We start from the raw sequence: 17,636 nt of genomic DNA, 5'->3' as shown, positions 1-17,636 counted from the left end.
GCCTTTACGGCGCCTGTTTACGGGCAATGTATTGATTAATCAACTGCGTGAGCTTGTCTTCAAAACGCTCTTCCAGGGTATCTAGGTTTTGCTCAAACGATTGCACAAATTTAAGCGCTTTGTCGCGGGGTAAGACTTTGCCGGCAAGACTATATTGGATCTCAACTAATGATTTATCAAAACGAGGTGAAATAAACCACTGACAAACATCGGCATTGAGGTGAGTTAACGTGCGCTCAGCAAGCTGACAAAAGGTTTCAATATGATCAACGCCATCGGGCCCTAAACAACCAGGCTCAAGCCGAAAGAGTATGAGTAACTTTTGCGGGCTGTATTGCTGAGTACTTTTAAGCAAGTCTTCCATAATATCGTGACATAATCCTTAAACAAATGATGAGACAATTTACCCTATCCAACTTTTACATTGGTCGCTAAACGGTATTACATAAAACAAACTGTTTGAGTAAGCTAAACAAATAGGCTGCTTTAATATGATGCGATTAATCCCTGACAAAAGTAAAGCAGCAACACTCATAAGCCACGTTAACCGTTATTTAGCATCCCGTAAAAATCAATAATATGCAAATACCACATGGTATTTATTCATCACAAAGCGTTTGTGTTTGGCTCGCGGCAAGTGCATCCGTAAATGCACTAATGTAATGAGCAATGGGCGTTAAGGTTTCTTTTGCACGGCGATTACGACCGAGCAATGATGATTCGACAAATAAATCAAACCAAGCAGACAGCGCCGCACCATTTTGTGGTTCTTGCGCCGCCGTTAATGCCAATGATGCCACTTCCGCGGTGCCTAATTGAAAATCATGGCTACCTTTGCGTAATGCATAAGTCGCTAGCGTTTCTGGGGCAAATGACAATACCGGCATTTGATGCAAATAAGGGCTTTTACGGAACATTTTAATCGCTTCACGCCAACTGCCGTCAAGCATCACCAATAATGGGGTTTTCATCTTACCGTTAGCTTGAAGTAGATTGTCTGGTAAAATTTGATTAACGATAGGCTGCTGGTTTTCAATATATTGTTGCGGGAACACTAAGTACGGTTGATAGCGCTCATCGGCTAACAACGCCAACATTTGTTGGTCGATATCAGTTCGTGTCCATAAAAAGGCATGGGTGTCAGGGATCAGGTCTGCAATAAGACGGCCACTATTGGTCGGTTTTAACACCTCATCATTGTACATCAGAAGCATAAAACTCACTTGTGTTGCCAAATATTGACGATGCTCGCAGGTACAAAACAATTCACCCAACAAACATAATTCACAGCGAATAAGCTTTTTCCCCCGCGCACCAAAGGGCTTAGTCGACAATGATTTTCGATAAGCGTGCAAGCGATGAACCGCATGGAGTGGTGCTTTTGCTTTTGAATTAACAACAGGATTCATATAACGCTCTGATGTGAAAAAAATTTCACCACTCGTTAGAGTGGTGAAGGAAGTTGGATAAGCAACTGTGCTGTAGCGGAGATTATAGAATACGACGCAATAAAAAGTCAGCTTTTAAACGACGGATACGATTCATAACCTTTTTTACCGGCTTAGGGTATTTGTGTAAGGTATCAATCTGGCTGTAGTGGAACAGTCGCTCAGTGTGCAACAAGATATGTTGCTGTTCAGCAATAAACGATTCTTTCCAACTGCCCGACTCATCATGCAATAACAGGCCATTTTCCAAATCCAATGCCCATGCTCTAGGATTAAGATTAGAGCCCGTAATCAGGTGTTTGCGGTTATCTGCACTGATGCCCTTTAAGTGAAAACTGTTAATGCCATCTTTCCACAAATGTATGTTTAACTGTCCATTTTCGATGGCCCATTGCTGACGTTTCGCAAATTTACGTAATGACTGCTCATACATATATGGCAGAGCGCCAATGGTAGAAAAGTCTTGCTCTGGGGGAATATAAAAGTCATTCGCTGTTTTGTCGCCCACAACAATATCAATCTTTTTACCCTCGCGCAGATGCTTAGCTAACGCGCGGCTTAAAATTGCTGGCGGGTTAAAATAAGGCGTGCAAATAAACAATTGTTGTTTCGCGCTTTCAACCAACTTAATCACAGTGTCGTTAAGTAAATTGTTTTTGCGCCCTAAACCTAACAATGGGGTAACACGATTTCCCACTGTGGTGGTTTTGTATTGATAATGCGCTTGAGACAGTCGATGCTTAAAACTCTTAATGTCTTGCTTTTCTGGGTTGCATTCGCTTTCTAATGGCTGGGTCAATACGCACACAGCAGAGTCGTTGACGATGTCTTGCTTGATCATATCTCGCATGCTGCGCGCTAACTCTGCGCACTCAATTAGGTGATAACGATCAAAACGGTATTTGTCTTTTTGTTGCAGATAAATATTATTGATACTCGCGCCACTGTATATCACCGCGTCGTCAATAATAAAGCCCTTAAGGTGTAACACCCCCATGAACTCGCGCGATTTTACAGGCACACCAATAATGTCAAAAGGATGAGATGCTTCGGCCATCAAATTGCGGTACATAATGTAATTACCACTGTCGCCTTTATGGCCAATTAAACCACGACGAGCACGATGGTAATCCACTAATACTTTGATGTCTAAATCTGGTTGGCGCGCTTTAGCGGCTAACAACGCATGCAACACTTCACGCCCGGCTTCATCGTCTTCAACGTATAAAGCAGCTATGTAAATTGAAGATGTTGCTGACGCAATTCTAGCTAATAATGCTTGTTTAAAATCTTGGGGGTTAAGTAACCAAGATACAGCATCAGCTTTTAGCGCAATACCACCTAACTTATCCAGCAAGGCATCCTCCTTAAAATGAGTGCTCATCATAATGTGATGAGCAAAATAACAAACTTCACAGCCTATCGTTATGATTATGTGGGCGGTGATATTTCGATATCGTGTGTTTTAATCAACTAAAGCACTGGTGCTTTTTCTATGTGATATTGGTATCCGTTTTATCGAACCTGACACAACGTTTATCATAAGCTAAAGCGCGGTTTATTTTCAGGTTCACTGGGCTTAATAGAGAAGCAGCACAAGTAAAACATGTCTTTGACGCATAATTTAGCTGATAGAAATTACCGACTAACAAGGTGATGAGCAAGATGTTTCTTCCTTTAGGGCGGTTTTAATGGCTTTCTTTGGCTAAAATAAACACAAAAGCTTTAAATAATTACCAATCTGCTGACTAACTGCACAGCGGTATCCACTTGCAACATGCCCTTTGCGATTCAAAATACAACATTTTAGCTAACGACACCCAAAGGTAAGCATAAATGGAATAGGTTTGCGCATATCGCGGCAATATATTTAAGCTGTGGGTGCAATAGTCGTATCAGCGAATAATTTGTTACGCTAAAATACCTAAACTGTGTAAAGCATTGATCATAATTGCACATTGACTAAGTCGCACGTTAACAAAATTGTACCTTGACTAAATCGCACGTTAACTAAGTTGTAGGCCTATATGCATTTACCGTTCTTAACGGCGTTACCCCACAATAAACCACAGCAGCCTCGTGTTACGCGTTTATGGACTTTTGTTGCCAGTTTAACTGTTATGGCGGCTCATGTTGTGATGGCGCCAGTTGCCATTGCAGAAATAACGGTACCGCAAAGCTTCGTCACTGAAGTCCCATTGGCCTCTGATGAGTCAGCGCCAAAACCGGCAACACAATACCTAGAGAGTATGTTGCAGTTACTTAAACCTGCCTACTCTCAACTTGGTATTAGCGTGTGGGACATGACAACCCAACAAGCAGTATTTACTTACAACAACCAATCATTAATGCAGCCAGCCAGTATCCAAAAATTACTCACGGCATTGGCAGCAACTAAACAATTAGGTCGTGGTTTTTACTATCAAACGCAATTGAGTACTTATGCCAGTTCCCCCCTCAATAAACAGCAGATTAACAATGGCGTTTATCAGGGTGATATTTTCATCGAGTTTAGTGGCGACCCAACACTAACGTATCAAGATTTACAGCAATTACTGACTTCACTCAAAAGTTTGGGCATTCGAAAAATTGATGGCCAAGTGGTGTTAGTCAGTGATCAAGACAGCCAATTACAAGCACCAGGCTGGGTGTGGGACGATTTAGGCATTTGTTATGCAGCACCTATTTCACCGTTTATTATTGATAAGAATTGCGTTTATGGCCGTTTATCGACCACAGGCTACGACAAAACAGCCAGTATTAGTATGATGGGCAAACGCCCAATTAACATCACTAACGAAGCGTACTTTGTTAATCCGGTTGTTGCCAGCTCACAATACAAAGTCGCACCTGCTGGTTCGGTATACACACAGGCCAATAGCCAACCGGCTTGCCAGCTCACACTGAGTCGCTTTGATAATAATCGTTACCACCTTAGCGGGTGTCACGTTGGCGCGAAATCACTGCCGCTAGCTATCGCCATTACTGAACCGGCGCTTTATGCCCAACACATCGTGGCCAAACAACTTACAGCCTTAGGCATACAGCACAACGCACCGATGGCGTTGAGCCGCGCACAGCTCACACAGTCTGGTGGTCAGCGGCAATTAATTGCCAGTCATCACTCTGCCCCGTTAACTGATTTGTTATCGACCATGCTATTAAAATCTGACAATTTAATTGCTGACAGTTTATTAAAAAAAGTGGGCGAAGCTTATTTTCAATCGCCAAGTGATTTTGCCCGCAGTAGCCAGGCCATGAAAGCCATTTTGTATTCGCTAGGGATTGATTTGGCCGATGCTAATTTAGCCGACGGCTCTGGGTTGTCACGGTATAATTTACTCAGTGCAGAGCAAGTATTAAGTGTATTAACCACGGTTTATCGAATGCCGGAATATCATTTTTTACTCGATACCCTGCCAGAGTCGGGCGTCAGTGGCACCTTGCGTTATAAACGCTACTTTAATAAATCACCGCTAAAAAATCATGTGTTTGCCAAAACAGGCAGCATGTTAGGCGTGGCCAATTTGGCCGGCAGAGTCAAAGCCAGCAATGGCCATGACTATTTGTTTGTGCTCATTGAAAACGGCTTGAGCCCACAAATTAAAAAACAACAAAAAGCGCCTTTTTCGGCCGTTTTTTTACAAACAATGTTAGATGTGCCCGTTAACTAATCGCCGTTAACACTCAGGCGTTGACACAATAAAACTCAATAATTTCAATCTAACACTGACAGATATAGACTGTTGCGATAACATTGCGGGCAGTGAGCAAACGTTAGTTGTAAATCGTGTGGAGATAATATGGATAAGCAAGTCAGTTCGCGTGGCACCAAAGAAAAAGCCCTTCGTCTCAATTTAGACGAAAAGAAATACGGCACTATTGTTGAAATTGGCGCAGGCCAAGAAGTAGCACGTAACTTCTTTGTCGCGGGCGCTGCAGCAGGAACGATCGCTAAAACCATGTCTGCCTACGATATGAAGTTCTCTGATGCAATTTACGGTGTCCAAGAAGATGGCCGTTATGTCAGTAAAGCCCGTGTACTTGCAATGATGGAACAAGAATTCGATCTTGTTGTCGATCGTGTTGGTGGGGTGCGTTCAAAGTCATCACGTTATTTTAGTTATGCCACTACGGTATCGGCTAAAAGTTTTAATCGCAAAAATGAATGTCATGCCTGGTGTGGTGTGCGAATTCAAATGTACCCAGGTGCAGAACCATCTAACATCATCGTCCATGTGCGCATGTTTGACGATACTGCTGAAGCTCAGCAACAAGCGTTAGGCATTTTGGGGGTCAACCTCATTTATGCCAGTTACTACTACTTTGAAGACCCAAAAATGATTATCGACTCGTTAACCGATAACATGAAAGCCAATCGTATTGAAATTGATTGCATTGACTTTCAAGGTCCGTATTTTGAAGACGTCGATAACCAGGCTAAAAACATCCACCTTATTCGTAGCTGGAAAACCCGTGCAATTATGTTCAAAGCGGACGGCACTGTCGCGGTACCTGCCGATATGCTTTACAAAAAGAACGTGTTAACCATTCGAGGTTCATTTAAACCTGTTACCAACCTCAATGTGGATATGATCCAGCAAGGCTACAAAGCCTTTTCGACACAAGAAGGTGTCACTGATAAAAATACCGTATTAATTGCAGAAATATCGCTCAATGACCTACACGGTAAAGATGCCAACATGTCTGAAAAAGACATTATGGAACGCGTTAAATTACTTAATTTATTAGGTTATAACGTGATGATTTCGGATTACACCCGTTACTTCTCATTACGCGCTTATTTCCGTCAATATACACAGTTACAAATTGGGATTGTGGTGGGTATTGTCAATATCAAACAAATTTTTGACGAAGAATATTACCGTGGTATGGAAGGCGGTATTCTTGAGGCTTTTGGTAAATTATTCCCTGATAACACCCGGTTGTTCGTTTACCCTGAACAAGATGAAAAAGGTGAAATTAATGATTTAAATACCCTCAGCGTGCCTAATAACTTACGTTATTTATTCCGTCATGTACTGGATAACGGCTTTATCACCAGTATTGAATCCAGTAATCCTGATTTGTTTAATATTTTTTCTCGTGAAATATTACAGCAAATCTGCCGTGGTCAAGGTGAATGGGTTGATGCCGTGCCTGAGGCTGTGGGTAAAGCGATTATGGAACAAAAGTTATTTGGTTACAGAGGCTAGTCAGCTCTATCAGTTAACAGGTTAACGATAAACGATGCGGTTATCTCAGTAATGGGGTAATCGCATCATTATTGTTAATATTCAAGCAACACCATGTAGGCAAAAAATCCTTTCTTACACTATAGTGATATCACGGTATTCAATCTCTGCTTAGCAGCCAACGTTTCAATATAAATGATTTCACTCAGCCTTATTGAAGCAATAAAATTACGTAGAATAGCAACCATACAAAGTAAACTGATTTAATCTCCTCCTTATAACTACACACTACTGACGACACGCTAGAATCTATACCCTAATTCAGATAAAACGTCCTTCTTACGGTTTAGGTTATGTCGATCACACACCGTTCATTAACACAGGAAATTGCGATTGTTACAGATATTAGCTTTGTTAATGCTTGTATTAGGGATCGGATTATTAGTTTACAGCTTGCGAGCAGTAACTGACATTTGCCACAAAGACAATAGCCTAGGATGGCGAATACTGCGCTCACTCATTGTCTTTTTTATAATGGGTTATCTCGGCGTATTTTATTATTTGTGTGAGCATCATGAGATTGCCACACCTGATATCATTTTTTGCGTGATCATGCTCTTTGGTGGTGGCTTCGTGGTATTGGTGACTCGCCTTAGTTTACTCAGTTTACTTAAAGTAGAGAAGTTAGTCATAAGTGAGCGAAATATTGCTCTGCACGACAGTCTAACGGGTCTGCCGAATCGCAAATACCTGATGGACTCGTTAACCGAACAAGTCGCAAAAGGTAAACCATTTAGCTTATTATTAATTGATTTAAATCGCTTTAAACAAGTCAATGATGCATTGGGCCATTATTACGGCGACTTATTATTAATTGAGGTAGGTAAAAGTATCCAAGATCACCTGCCCCGTTCTGCGCAACTGTTCAGGTTAGGCGGCGATGAATTTGCGGTCATTGACACTCAAATCGACCCATCATTAATCGTTACCACCATAAACACTATCCACTTGGCACTCGAAAATGGCTTTTCAATTGAAACATATGACTTACTTGTCGGGGCCAGTGTGGGGGTAAGCCATTATCCAAGCCAAGCTTTAGAAATAGGTCAGCTACTGCAGCAAGCCGACATTGCCATGTACTCCAGTAAACATTTATCCGCTCCATTTTGTGTTTATGACCAAAGCCTTAATAGTAATGCCGTTGAAAAGGTCAACATCAGTGCTTTATTAAAGCAAGCCATTGAGTTACAAGAGTTTGAATTATGGTATCAACCAATTGTTAAAATGGATAATCAACAATTTTATGGCGTAGAAGCGTTGATAAGATGGCCTCGGCCCGATGGCAGTTATTTTTGCCCTAGTCTATTTATTCCTATTGCTGAGCAAACCACGTTAATTAATCAGATTACCACTTGGGTTATGCTGCAAGTGGCCAAGGACATGGTTTATTTTGAATCGCTGGGTTTAGCCTTATGTATTCACATTAATTTGTCCGCTAAAGATTTACACGACACTAAACTCGTGAATAAAGTCTCCACACTAATCAAAAATAACCACACATCGCAAAAGGTGATGTTCGAAATAACAGAAAGTGCAATGATGATAGATGCAGAGCAAGCTAAGCAGACGATGAATTACATTGCCAGGTTAGGCGGTAAATTCAGTATTGATGATTTTGGAACTGGCTTTTCATCCCTTGAGATGTTGCGTGATTTACCCATTCAGCAAATTAAAATTGACCGCTCATTTATCAGTAATATCCATCATCAAGATGCCGATCTTGCGATTGTAAAATCGGTGATTTATTTGGCTAAGCATTTAGCATGTACCGTGGTTGCCGAAGGCATAGAACACCAGGACACCGCAGACTTAATCAAATCATTAGGATGCGATTTAGCCCAAGGCTATTTTTTTGGCAAACCTATGCCAAAAGACGTGATAGGGGAACAATTGATTCAACCTATCCGCTCATCGGCTCATTAACCCTTTCCCACCCTTTTTGAATAAGCTGTTATACGCAGTCACAAGCCAAAGCTAGCTCGGTTAATCAAAGTTCGCTCGGTTAGTTGAGTGCGTTAATCTGTAAATAATTATTTTTATCATTGCTAATGTAAATGCTAGTCATTTACAATCGCCAACCTAAAAACAAGGGGTCGGCATTGGCGTATCACAAAGACAATAAGCATTTTTTAACACTGTGGCTCATTGCTATGGTGATTTTGCTGTCTGTCGCCTCATCGATTCATAGCATTACTCACATTGAAGACACGGCAAAACATCACAGTGTTCATTGCTCGTCGTTACATCAACTTCAAAATGTCATCACCTCAACGCCTTACATTGTACCTGTTATGGTGCAATCTTATGTGCGTCAACAATTCCAATTAATTTCATTTACCTCGCAGTTTACGCGTTTTTTTAATACTCGCGCTCCACCGCAAACAGCCTCATAAATTATTTAATTTTATCGATTAGCTTAACCAATTGTGCGGCATGAATGCCTTGCATTTGTTATGGCTCAATGTTGTTTGCTGTTTGTCGGAGAGACAATGAAAACCTTATTAAAACCAAACCTTTATTCAATTGGGGCTTGCACCCTATTTTCTGTTAGCGTCAATGTTATGGCCGCTGAGTCTGAGTTAACACCAGCGTTAACTCAAGCTAAGCCAGTGGCACAAAGTACAGCCGAGATAGAACGGATCAGTATTCACTATCGCCAGGCATATCGAGGCAATGTAGCAAGTCAGGAGCTTCCACAAGCGATAACCGTATTAGACAGCAGTTTGATTTCAGACACTGGTGTGACTCGGTTTCAAGAGTTATTGGATTTTTCATCCAGTATCGCCAGACAAAATGACGGTGGTGGATTATGGGACAGTTTTTCATTACGAGGATTTCCAGGAAATGAAAATATTCCCTCTGGATATTTAATCAATGGCTTTAATGGCGGCCGTGCATTCAGTGGCCACCGCGACTTGTCGAATGTTGAATACGTCGAAATACTAAAAGGCCCGGGGTCAGCACTTTATGGTCGTTCTGAACCGGGTGGCACCATCAACATCATTACAAAAAAACCACAATATGAAACCAGCGGTTTTCTTAAAGCATCGGCTGCCAGTGAAGATCAATATCGACTCGAAGGCGATTTCACCACGGGCTTAAGTGAAGACATCGCCTTTAGAATTAACGGTGCTTTGCAAGATTATGGCAGTTTTAGAGATGAAGTATTTAGCAATAAAAAGGTGGTTTCGCCATCTTTTCGTTGGCAAATAAATGACGACAGTTCGTTATTGTATGAAATGGAATACCTCAAGCAAGAGCAGTTATTTGATCGTGGTATCGTGGTTATCGACAACAATATCAATACCGTACCAAGGTCGCGTTATTTAGGCGATCCCAATGATGGTGCTACCGAGATTGAAGCACAAAGTCATCAGCTCACCTATGACAATCAACTCAATCAACAATGGTCTTTGTCAGCTGGCTACGGTTACCGTTATTCGACATTAAACGGCTTTTCTTCAGATGCGGAGTTAGCGCAAAGCCGCCAATCACTATATGACGACGGTGAAACCCTCACCCGCCAACATCGCTACCGTGACTATAACTCGGTCGATCATGCGGTGCGATTTGAGCTCAGCGGTAGCGTAATGACGGGAAACATTAATCATAATTTGTTAGTGGGCGTTGATGCCTACGATTATCAATTATACACCGGGCTTTATCGCTACCGTGGTAGTAAAGGTGATTATGCAATCAATATCTTTCAACCGGTGTACAGCAATATTCAACCTGATGTCAGTCCGTTGTATCAAAAGCAAGAGCAGCAACAAGCATGGGGCACTTACATTCAAGACCAAATGGATTTAACCGACAAATGGAAATTGCAGCTAGGCTTACGTTTTGATGCTTACGATCAACAAATTGACGATGCTGTCACCCAAATTGCGTCATCACAATCCGATCAACGGGTCAGTCCTAAAATCGGTTTAGTGTACGTTTACTCAGATGAACTCAGTGTTTATTCCGTGTATTCCGAAGGCTATTTACCCGTATCGGGTACTGATTATGCTGGCAGTGCTTTTGCTCCAGAAGAAAGTACCTCTGTCGAAGCTGGGATAAAGTTTATGACTCAATGGCGTCAAGATATGCCATTAACGGGTACGGTGGCGATTTTTGATGCCAAGAAAAGTAATATTTTAACCGCGGATCCTGTCAACGTAGGCTTTTCGGCCACCTTAGGTGAAGCGAAAAGTACAGGCGTTGAGGTCGACCTTGATGCTGATTTAACTGATAATTTAACGGCCAAATTGTCTTACGCCTACCTGGATACCCGCACAGTCAATGAAGTGATTAACCCTGATTGGGGCGTGATGGTTAGTGCTGGCAGCAGATTAGTCAATGTTCCCAAACACACTGCCAGTATGATAATTAAACAAGACTTATCTGCTTTTAATATTGATGGTAATGCCGGAATTAACTGGCGTTATGTCGATTCAAGACTTGGCGATGCTGTCGATCCTGAGTTTCAATTATCGGCTTACCAGTTAGTCGGGCTCTTTGTAAATAGCCGCCTTGATAACAATATCAATCTAGGCCTTGCCATCGAAAACCTATTTGACGAACATTACATCGCTAACAGTTATTCAGCCTTATGGGCTGTACCAGGCGAACCGCGCAGTGTCAAAGTGAGTGTGTCTTATGAGTTCTAATCAACAGACTAATGTTATGGATGGCGCAGTAAAAGCTAAACGGATCAGCAGTATTGATATGATGCGCGGCGCCGTTATGCTCATTATGTTATTAGATCACGTTCGTGAACGATTTTACCTGCACATGCAAGTAAGCGACCCGATGGATTTAAGCACCACGTCATGGGAATTGTTTGTCAGCCGCTTTGCTGCGCACTTCTGTGCGCCAGTGTTTGTGTTTTTAACAGGTGTGTCGGCATGGCTTTATGCTAATCGAAACCCGTTACAGCCACGCTCAGCACGGGAGTTTTTAATCAAACGTGGACTGTTTTTAATTGGGCTTGAAATACTGGTGATCAATATTTCTTGGATGGGCAACTACCATACCTTGTGGTTGCAGGTCATCTGGGTCATTGGTTTAAGCATGCTCACCTTAGCCGCGTTAATTAATTTACCGCGGCCAATCATGGCACTGTTAGGATTGGCGATAGTATTTGGTCATAATCTATTAACCCCAATTCAATTTATGCCAAATGAGTGGGGATATAGTGTGTGGACTATATTGCATGATCGCGGCTATTTAATTGCCGATGGCGCGTTAAAAGTCAAAATAAGTTATCCCGCACTGCCGTGGATGGGAGTCATTTTACTGGGTTATGTTGCCGGCCCTATATTTGCAAAATCATCACTCGCCAACAGCCGACAACGTAAATTGCTTCTGCTGGGGCTTGCTTGCTTAACCTTATTTATTATCTTACGAGGCGGCAATATTTATGGTGAAACCTTACCATGGCAATTGGGCTCCCATTTAGGTGAGTCATTAATGTCGATATTTAATTTAACTAAGTATCCTCCTTCGTTAAGTTTTTTACTGATAACCCTAGGGGTGATGTTTATCGGTTTAGTGGGCTTTGAGCGCTTGAACAATCAGTTTGGCCAAGTACTGTCGACTTTTGGCTCGGTGCCCATGTTTTTCTATATTCTTCATTTGTATGTATTATTACTACTTTATGGGATCAGTAAATACGTGTTTGGCACTAATCATGGTGAGCTGTTAGGCGTCGATAATATGGCTTGGGTTTGGCTGATAGCCCTAAGCTTAATCGTGCTTTTATATTATCCCGTAAAGCGATTTAGTGCCTACAAACAATCCAGCAAGCAAGCATGGATTAAATATTTATAAGTAACATCAAGCCTCTGTGGTGTCAGAAAAAACTGGCATCATACGCTTTTCCTCTGTCCTTTTTACCTGCCGACATTCATTGACAAGCCTTTACCATGCATCCATATGTTTAATGACCTAGATCATACTTCTGCTACAAGTAATTCTTTAATCTAATTTGTATATAACTGTACTATTATTAAACAGTTTTTTGGGTGCATTTATGTGTATTAGTAAAACCGATTAAACAGATAGATAAAAGTTGCTTTAATTTGTCATCACAGTCAGTTAGCCTGAAAAAGTAATCCAATGATGCTTAACGTTTAAACTATTTTAGTGATAAAGGAACATCTCATGGAAAAAGCACAGCAATCGCTCGGTAAGTGCCCTGTCAATCATGGCGGTAATACCTCAGTATCAAATGATGTGATGGAATGGTGGCCAAAAGCACTTAACCTCGACATCCTTCATCAGCATGACAGCAAATCTGATCCTATGGATCCCAATTTCGATTATCGCGAAGCCTTCAAATCTTTAGACCTTGCAGCCGTTAAAAAAGATCTCACTGCATTAATGACCGATAGCCAGGATTGGTGGCCCGCTGACTGGGGACATTATGGTGGATTGATGATCCGTATGGCTTGGCATTCTGCCGGCACCTACCGTATTGCTGACGGCCGTGGCGGCGCTGGCACAGGTAACCAACGTTTTGCTCCACTTAATAGCTGGCCAGATAATGGCAATTTAGATAAAGCACGTCGTCTTTTATGGCCTATTAAAAAGAAATATGGCAACAAACTTTCATGGGCTGATTTAATCATTTTGGCCGGTACGGTTGCCTATGAATCAATGGGTTTAAAAACCTTTGGTTTTGCTGGTGGACGTGCAGATATTTGGCACCCAGAAAAAGACATCTACTGGGGATCTGAAAAACAATGGTTAGCGCCAAGCGGTTCAGAACATAGCCGTTATTCTGGTGAACGAGACCTTGAAAATCCACTTGCAGCCGTGATGATGGGCTTGATTTACGTTAACCCTGAAGGCGTTGACGGTAACCCTGACCCAATTAAAACCGCACACGATATTCGCATTACCTTTGCCCGTATGGCAATGAATGACGAAGAAACCGTTGCCCTTACCGCGGGTGGACATACTGTAGGTAAGTCACACGGAAATGGCCGTGCAGAAAACTTAGGCCCAGATCCTGAAGGTGCTGAATTAGAAGATCAAGGCTTAGGTTGGTTAAACAAAACCAGCCGCGGTATTGGCCGTGACACAGTAACCAGCGGTATTGAAGGTGCATGGACCACTAACCCAACACAATGGGATAACGGCTACTTTGAGCTATTACTGAATTACGATTGGGAATTGACCAAAAGCCCAGCAGGAGCCTGGCAATGGAAAGCTATCGATCTTAAAGAAGAGCACAAGCCAGCAGACGTTGAAGACCCGTCAATTAAAGTCGAACCCATGATGACCGATGCGGACATGGCAATGAAAATGGATCCTGAATATCGTAAGATTTCAGAACGTTTTTATAAAGACCCTGCCTACTTCTCAGACGTCTTCGCCCGTGCTTGGTTTAAATTAACACACCGTGATTTAGGTCCTAAGAGCCGTTACCTTGGTCCCGATGTACCTGCTGAAGAGTTAATTTGGCAAGACCCTGTGCCACAAGTGGATTACCGTTTAACGGAGCCAGAAATCAGTGAGTTAAAAGCGAAAATTTTAGCCAGTGGTTTGTCGGTTGCCGAGTTAGTGGCAACCGCATGGGACAGCGCACGTACTTTCCGAGGTTCAGATTTCCGCGGCGGCGCAAATGGTGCCCGTATACAGCTTGCGCCTCAAAAAGATTGGCAAGGCAATGAACCCGCAAGACTGCAAAAAGTACTCAGCGCATTAACCACGATTAAAGCAGGATTAACCAAACCAGTAAGCATGGCTGACTTAATTGTACTGGGCGGCACTGCAGCGGTTGAACAAGCAGCTAAAGCTGCTGGCGTTAACATTACTGTGCCATTCACAGCTGGTCGTGGGGATTCAACCCAGGAGCAAACCGATGTTGAGTCATTTGAAGTGTTAGAGCCGCTTCACGATGCATATCGTAACTGGCAAAAGAAAGACTATGTTGTGCAACCAGAAGAAATGATGTTAGACCGCACTCAGCTTATGGGCTTAACCGCGCATGAGATGACAGTATTAGTAGGCGGTATGCGCGTGCTGGGCACTAACTACGACAACACTCAACACGGAGTATTTACTGACAACGTTGGCGTGCTTTCAAACGACTTTTTCGTGAACTTAATCGACATGTCAAACACTTGGAAACCTGTCGGCAGAAACGAGTATCAAATTGTTGAACGCAGCACAAATAAAGTGAAGTGGACCGCAACACGGGTTGACTTGGTCTTTGGTTCAAACTCAATTTTACGCGCTTACGCTGAAGTGTACGCCCAAGACGATGCAAAAGAGAAGTTTGTACAGGACTTCGTTAACACGTGGACAAAAGTGATGAATGCCGATCGATTTGATCTCGCATAACCCTCACTGTTAGACACAAAAAAAGCACTGATTATTCAGTGCTTTTTTATTTTTGATTAAAAGTTCAACCGCAAACTTAACCTATTATGAACAAACTAGATCAGCCTTAACCTTTTAACGCTGAATCAATCATGGTTTGCGCCTGGGAAATAATACTCTCAAGATGCTGCTGGCTAATAAAGCTTTCAGCGTAGATTTTAAATAGCGCTTCAGTGCCAGATGGACGAGCCGCGAACCAACCGTTTTCGGTGGTCACTTTAATCCCGCCTATCGCCGCATTATTACCCGGCGCATGGCTTAAAATTGCCGTAATTATTTCACCCGCCAGCTCAGTATCGGTAAAGCTTTGAGCATTGAGCAATTCAAACTTGGCTTTTTTCTTAAGGCTTATAGGACTATCGATACGAGTGTAAAAACTTTCACCAAATTGATCGGTTAACTCTTTATAGCGTTGCGCTGGTGTTTTACCGGTTACAGCTAAGATTTCAGCCGCCAACAACGCCATAATAAAACCATCTTTATCAGTACACCAAGTGCTGCCGTCACGTTTTAAAAACGCCGCGCCGGCACTTTCTTCACCGCCAAAGGCAATGGTGCTTTGGGCTAAACCATCAACAAACCATTTAAAGCCCACTGGCACTTCTAAACATTGACGGCCTAATGCAGCACAAACGCGATCAATCATTGCGCTAGAGACCAATGTTTTACCTACCGATAATGATTCAGACCATTGTGGACGATGAGTCATTAAATAATCTATCGCCACGGCTAAATAATGGTTCGGATTCATTAAGCCAAAACCTGGGCACACAATACCGTGACGGTCATAATCTGGGTCGTTACCGACGCACAAATCATAATCTTCGCTGTAGGCTAGCAAGCCTGCCATGGCATAAGGAGACGAGCAATCCATGCGAATTTTACCGTCTTTATCCAGCGGCATAAAACCAAAGGTCGGGTCGACTCTGTCATTAACCAAAGTAATATTAAGCCCATATTGCGCAGCAATGTGTTCCCAATAATAAATACCTGAGCCACCAAGGGGATCGACACCTAAACGAATATTGGCTTTTTTAATCGCATCCATGTCTATCACTTGTGCAAGCGACTCAACATACGGCGCGATAAAGTCTACCTCATCAATCCAGCCCGATTTTACCGCAACACCGTAATTGACTTTTTTAACACCAGACAATTGCTCTGCTAGATATTGGTTTGCTTTGGCTTCGATGATTTTAGTGATGTCACCTTCTGCAGGGCCGCCATGAGGCGGATTGTACTTAATACCACCATCTTGCGGTGGGTTATGCGACGGAGTAATAATGAGTCCATCAACTAATGCAGCAGGCTTAGAAGCATTAGCTCGCACAATGGCTTGCGACACCACAGGGGTAGGCGTAAAACCATCGTCTTTTTGAATAAGCATTTTGACTTGATTTGCTGTTAATACTTCAACCACCGACATAAATGCAGCATAAGACAAGGCATGGGTATCAAAACCGACAATCATCGGCCCGGTTATGCCCGCTGACTGACGATAATCAACTACCGCTTGGGCAATCGCCCAAATGTGATTTTGGTTAAAACTGGCATTAAATGCACTACCGCGATGACCAGAAGTACCAAAAGTCACTTTTTGCTGTACGTCTTCCACGTTGGGAATAATACGATAATAGTGACTCATCAATTTAGGGATATTCACTAAATCCGTTTGTAAAGCTTGCTGTCCTGCGCGTTGATGAATAGCCACAAGTGGTCTCCTACGAGTAAATTAACGGGTTGATGACAAACTTAAATATATTCTGCAATGGTGCGGGCGTATTCACTGTCGCAACCTAAATGCTCTAATACCTCAATAAAGATGGCTTGCTTTTTGGCGGTATTATTATTGGTGGTTACCCAAAAGCCACTGGCACCAATTTCTTTAGGATTAGAAGACGGGCTCGACTCTAATAACGCTTGTTTTGAACGGGCAAAATACAAACGTCCTTTACCTTGAATATCGAGCACTTTAGTAAAGTCGCTACCCGTTGCAGCTTGTAAATTACCAAGCAACCACATGAAACGACCCACAGCCCCTTTTTGTTGGGATAATAAATGTTCATTAACGATAGATTTAAATTCAATACTGCTAACAATCGCGCCTTGCTCGTTTTCAAGTTCAGGTTCTACTTGAGCCGCAATCACTTTTTCAACCGCCGCTTTAGCCTGATTAAATAACTGACTACGTTGGCTCTGGGATTCGCTAACCGCTACAGGTTCAGTTTCAAGGCTCGGTTCGCTGATGGCCTCGGGTAAATCGACCACTACGGTTTCCACTGATAAATGCAATAAACGACGTAAAATATCCGAAGCGCTCTCGCCGATGCGTTCAGTCTTGCTGGCAATAAAGCGATAAAGTTCTTCATCAATTTCAATGTATTTCATCAGAGTCATCCTTATTCTTCTATTTGTCTTAGGCTCAACGTTACGTTAAATCTCGTTAAACACGCGATCGCCGATCAAACTTTTACGCAGCGATCAAAATATAGCTTCAGTGTAAGCCAAGCTTAACCTACTAATAAAGTAGCAAAATCATTTAATGGCGCATATTCGCTAA

The 17,636-nt window shown here is 42.4% G+C and carries 12 protein-coding genes; 7 read left to right on the top strand and 5 right to left on the bottom strand.

What is annotated here, in order from left to right; translation table 11 throughout:
- Positions 1 to 4: 4 nt before the first annotated feature.
- The 3 genes from AC19MV_RS03120 to pssA form a co-directional block, all read right to left on the bottom strand.
- Positions 5 to 364, bottom strand: coding sequence for a hypothetical protein (locus tag AC19MV_RS03120; protein ID WP_498305743.1), 360 nt, complete (start codon positions 362 to 364; stop codon positions 5 to 7).
- Positions 365 to 599: 235 nt separating this feature from the next.
- Positions 600 to 1,409 carry a tRNA-uridine aminocarboxypropyltransferase gene (locus tag AC19MV_RS03115; protein ID WP_432402077.1) on the bottom strand — a complete coding sequence of 270 codons (810 nt, stop codon included), beginning with the start codon at positions 1,407 to 1,409 and terminating at the stop codon, positions 600 to 602.
- Positions 1,410 to 1,491: 82 nt separating this feature from the next.
- Positions 1,492 to 2,832: a CDP-diacylglycerol--serine O-phosphatidyltransferase gene (gene pssA, locus AC19MV_RS03110; protein WP_498297519.1), complete on the bottom strand. Its 1,341-nt coding sequence runs from the start codon at positions 2,830 to 2,832 to the stop codon at positions 1,492 to 1,494.
- Positions 2,833 to 3,475: 643 nt separating this feature from the next.
- Between pssA and dacB the strand changes: the two genes are divergently transcribed.
- The 7 genes from dacB to katG all read left to right on the top strand — a co-directional run bounded on the left by dacB (position 3,476) and on the right by katG (position 15,037).
- Complete coding sequence (gene dacB, locus AC19MV_RS03105; RefSeq protein WP_498305742.1) at positions 3,476 to 5,122, top strand: D-alanyl-D-alanine carboxypeptidase/D-alanyl-D-alanine endopeptidase; 1,647 nt, start codon at positions 3,476 to 3,478, stop codon at positions 5,120 to 5,122.
- A 129-nt stretch (positions 5,123 to 5,251) separates the two neighbouring features.
- Positions 5,252 to 6,664 carry a TonB-dependent receptor gene (locus AC19MV_RS03100; protein WP_498297356.1) on the top strand — a complete coding sequence of 471 codons (1,413 nt, stop codon included), beginning with the start codon at positions 5,252 to 5,254 and terminating at the stop codon, positions 6,662 to 6,664.
- Positions 6,665 to 7,036: 372 nt separating this feature from the next.
- On the top strand, positions 7,037 to 8,626 hold the full coding sequence (locus AC19MV_RS03095; protein ID WP_498305741.1) for a putative bifunctional diguanylate cyclase/phosphodiesterase: 1,590 nt from the start codon (positions 7,037 to 7,039) through the stop codon (positions 8,624 to 8,626).
- A gap of 176 nt (positions 8,627 to 8,802) precedes the next feature.
- The gene (locus tag AC19MV_RS03090; protein WP_498305740.1) at positions 8,803 to 9,096 is read left to right on the top strand and encodes a DUF2946 domain-containing protein; all 294 of its coding nucleotides are present in this window, start codon (positions 8,803 to 8,805) and stop codon (positions 9,094 to 9,096) included.
- Between the two features lie 96 nt (positions 9,097 to 9,192).
- Positions 9,193 to 11,355 (top strand): TonB-dependent siderophore receptor, encoded by a 2,163-nt coding sequence (locus AC19MV_RS03085; RefSeq protein ID WP_498305739.1) that lies wholly within the window; start codon positions 9,193 to 9,195, stop codon positions 11,353 to 11,355.
- Positions 11,345 to 12,517: an acetyltransferase domain-containing protein gene (locus AC19MV_RS03080; RefSeq protein WP_498305737.1), complete on the top strand. Its 1,173-nt coding sequence runs from the start codon at positions 11,345 to 11,347 to the stop codon at positions 12,515 to 12,517. Before AC19MV_RS03085 ends, AC19MV_RS03080 begins: the two co-directional genes overlap by 11 nt.
- 333 nt (positions 12,518 to 12,850) lie before the next feature.
- The gene (gene katG / locus AC19MV_RS03075) at positions 12,851 to 15,037 is read left to right on the top strand and encodes a catalase/peroxidase HPI (protein WP_498305735.1); all 2,187 of its coding nucleotides are present in this window, start codon (positions 12,851 to 12,853) and stop codon (positions 15,035 to 15,037) included.
- Between the two features lie 106 nt (positions 15,038 to 15,143).
- On the opposite strand, the gene pgm is transcribed toward katG, so the two are convergent.
- Complete coding sequence (gene pgm, locus AC19MV_RS03070) at positions 15,144 to 16,787, bottom strand: phosphoglucomutase (alpha-D-glucose-1,6-bisphosphate-dependent) (protein WP_498305734.1); 1,644 nt, start codon at positions 16,785 to 16,787, stop codon at positions 15,144 to 15,146.
- A gap of 41 nt (positions 16,788 to 16,828) precedes the next feature.
- Positions 16,829 to 17,464 (bottom strand): replication initiation negative regulator SeqA, encoded by a 636-nt coding sequence (gene seqA / locus AC19MV_RS03065; protein ID WP_432402095.1) that lies wholly within the window; start codon positions 17,462 to 17,464, stop codon positions 16,829 to 16,831.
- Between the last annotated feature and the right edge of the window lie 172 nt (positions 17,465 to 17,636).

Source organism: Shewanella sp. MF05913 (assembly GCF_059758095.1).
The sequence above is the reverse complement of the archived record's forward strand: the minus strand, read 5'-3'. Positions and strand labels throughout refer to the sequence as shown.